This window comes from Bartonella sp. MM97QHHN, assembly GCF_042194285.1.
Lineage (GTDB): Bacteria > Pseudomonadota > Alphaproteobacteria > Rhizobiales > Rhizobiaceae > Bartonella.
Genome location: NZ_JBHIMS010000016.1, coordinates 1 through 3,162 on the forward strand (window position 1 = coordinate 1; position 3,162 = coordinate 3,162).

Here is a 3,162-nt window from a genome sequence, read left to right on the forward strand (position 1 = left end):
ATAAATAGGATAATTACGATTTATAGACTGTTATGAAAACATCTCAATAGAAACTGATAATTATAGAGATGAGCAAAATCCTTTTTAATAGGCTTTTGTTATTTTGATTAGTTCTTTTTAAAAGATAAAATTATATTTTTAGTGAGTGATTAACACGTGTCTTATGAAAAGCGTATGAAATTAAAAATTGATTACGTTATCAAAATCCCTTTTATGCATTTTAATCAGTTCTTTTGAATAATAACCTTATGATTTAGAGAATGATTACAACGTGCTTTATGAAAATCATGTGATTCTTTAAAGCTTTTCAAAAGATAGCTTGTAACTCATAAGAGATGCTATCAAGATCATTATGGTTATGAGTTTTGACGGTTTTTTGAGTTTTGAGGGTTGCCCCTTTTAGATAAAAAAACGATAAAAATTAAAAATGTTATTTTTCAATATGTTAATATTTTATAGATCTTAAAAAAACAACCCATATTGATAATATAACCTCTAAATTCAATCAATAATATACGTTTTGAGGGAGGGGTGACGGTTTTTACACCTTCAAAACCTATAAGCAAAATGAATATACATAACACACTTTAAACAAAGCTTTTGATAACAATAAAGCTATCCATTTTAGATTACGGTATAACCTCTTAAAGGCAATGTAAAAAAATCTAATTCTATTTAAGAGTGGATTTCTTAAATTTTGCAAAACAATCTAAAAAAATTATTTAAAAGTTCAAATCGTATCTTTAATTTGAATTATAAATACATTATTAGACTTTTGATATTAATCAAAGGTTTATGATGATGAAGTTTTTTATTTTATTTTGTTTGTTAATACTCACAGCTTGTGGTCCTTGGGATAATCAAGTAACACACTTGACCGGAATTGTTGATCCAAACTACAAGGGACGATTTCAAACCAAAAAGGTGGTTATAGGAGGTGTTGGCATGTCTATTTTTGAGCAAAAAGAACTTGAAGACACCTTTGAGAAATCCCTCGTTAAATACAATGTACAGATATTGAGAGGATTAGAACTTTTCCCTCCAACTCGTAATTATTCCTATAACGAGAAAGAGAAAATTATAACAAATAAAGGCGCAGATGCACTCCTAATAGTTAGCGTTGATAATCGTGCTATATCACAGACGTATATCCCGCCAACATATCATCCAGGAACCTCTACAAGTACTATTTCGGAAGTTGGACACTTTACTACCATAAGAACTGTAACGACACCAGGTTATGTGAGCGGTGGACATAATATTAGTAAGCCCGGCATAAGCGTTAGTGTTTACCTTATTCACAATACAAAAAACAAAGAAACCATATGGCTAGCAAAAGGCTCTAGCAATGGAAATGCTTTTGCATCATTTTCTAATCTCATAGTAAGCGTTGCAGAAACAACTGTCGAGAAACTAGCCAAAGAGGGGCTTATCGTCCCAAAGTAGAGTATCTAAAAGTGCAAGTTTCTTCTTTTTAGAATAACGCATATTAAGATTATATGTAAGCAATGTATAAAGGGGGTATAGGAACCTATAGGTATAAGACCTTATACCCCTTATGCGTTTAGCATACCCATTATGTGAGCATGCTTTATAAGTTATTCAGTTTCTCTTATTTCCAATTTTGGTAAGTTCTTAACAATTTTCATTGTTTCTAAACTTACGGTAATAACCCTCTGCAATAACTCTAGAGGGTAGGCAGGGTTGCCAACGGTTTCAACAGCATAGCGATTGGCATCATTAACAATGCCACTCTTTTTATCTGTCTTAACGCATTGACGCCCCATAACCGATTCAAGAGAGATATCTGTCATGATGATATTGCTATTATAAATAACAGTTGATTTATCCTTTTCCTTACTATTCCCAGCAAATTTCATTTCAGTCACATAATAAAACTTTTCTGGATTAGGGATGTCAGTTAATTTTGGATTGCCTTTTTTAAAGGTCACTGGATACGGCTCTACAGTTTCATAATTTACGTGCAAATGACCGAGTTCACGCCCTGCTGTCACAAATTTCCAAAAATCATCAGCCGTTTTTACGCAAGGGATACGAGGCAATTCTTTGCATAAATTATCAGCATAACGGGTGCGATAATCTTCTGAATGCAAAAGACCGTAAACATAATAAAATAGATCATCTTTTGTTATGGTTTTAGTAAGTAAGCAGAGAGGCAATTTTTAAACCTATATCTGTACTATTATCGCGTTTTTTTTCTTATTTTAGTAAATAAGCGATTGTCATGCTATTTTTTTTATCAAGCGATAATAATGGAGTGTTTTTTGTTGTCTCTAATATGTAACAGTTCCAATAAATTTGGTATATTCTATGAATAAGAGGCTTTACTTGAAGCTCAAAATTATATTACATGCGACACCTTAAAATTAAGAAGCATATTAGAGTGTATGATTGTCATTTAACAGTGTCATTGTAAAATCTTCAAAAGCGGGGGAAATGATATGGTTTGCACAACTAATAAAGCAGGTGTATACAGTACAGTCTATGCTTTTTTCTCAGATGTTATAAGTATTACTCTCATCAAAAAATTAAAAAATTGTTACGCGGTTGGCGATTTTTTCTGTGACGCTGATGATATGGTTCATTTTGTTGCTCATTTTGAGGGCACAATGAATGCATAGATTTTTTTTCACTTTTGTTTTTGCGGCTATTTTGTGCCTTTTCTCGTTGGCGAGTTTTGCCCAAAACATTCGTGAGAAAGCGATTAATCAATCAGAGAGCATCCAACGACAACAAACGCAACAACAGCGTTTTCAGCAATTGCAGCGTAAAAACAAAACCCATGAGGTATTTTTGCCAGACGATGATACCATATCTCCCTATGGTGCTTCGCCTAGTACAACCTGTTTGCTGATCAAAAGCATTGAATTTGTTGATGTTCAGTTGATTTCTCATACCGACCTTCATGAAGCCATTTCTCTTTGGGAAGGACGGTGTTTGGGGATTGCCGAAATCAATAAAGTGCTCAAAGCGGTGACCAAGCTTTATATGAAGCGCGGCTATATTGCAGTGCGGGCTTATTTGCCTGAGCAAGATTTAAGCGGCGGTCATCTCAAGATCGTTGTTGTTGAAGGTGTGATGGAAGATATTACCCTTGATGGGCATAAAGTTGGAATGAAATCTCAAGGAGAAATCACCACG

The 3,162-nt window shown here is 33.6% G+C and carries 3 protein-coding genes and 1 pseudogene; 3 read left to right on the forward strand and 1 reads right to left on the reverse strand.

The genetic code is table 11. The features are described from left to right. Positions 1 to 795 precede the first annotated feature (795 nt). The gene (locus tag ACFIJW_RS00240; protein WP_375632701.1) at positions 796 to 1,446 is read left to right on the forward strand and encodes a hypothetical protein; all 651 of its coding nucleotides are present in this window, start codon (positions 796 to 798) and stop codon (positions 1,444 to 1,446) included. A 152-nt stretch (positions 1,447 to 1,598) separates the two neighbouring features. Here the strand turns inward: ACFIJW_RS00240 and ACFIJW_RS00245 are convergent. Then, positions 1,599 to 2,153: pseudogene (locus ACFIJW_RS00245) on the reverse strand (type ISP restriction/modification enzyme); the annotation flags it as partial. Positions 2,154 to 2,462: 309 nt separating this feature from the next. Between ACFIJW_RS00245 and ACFIJW_RS00250 the strand changes: the two are divergent. Continuing rightward, the gene (locus ACFIJW_RS00250) at positions 2,463 to 2,642 is read left to right on the forward strand and encodes a hypothetical protein (protein ID WP_375616700.1); all 180 of its coding nucleotides are present in this window, start codon (positions 2,463 to 2,465) and stop codon (positions 2,640 to 2,642) included. Further along, on the forward strand, positions 2,635 to 3,162 hold a 528-nt coding region (locus tag ACFIJW_RS00255; RefSeq protein WP_375632703.1), incomplete at its 3' end, for a POTRA domain-containing protein. The genes ACFIJW_RS00250 and ACFIJW_RS00255, both read left to right, overlap by 8 nt.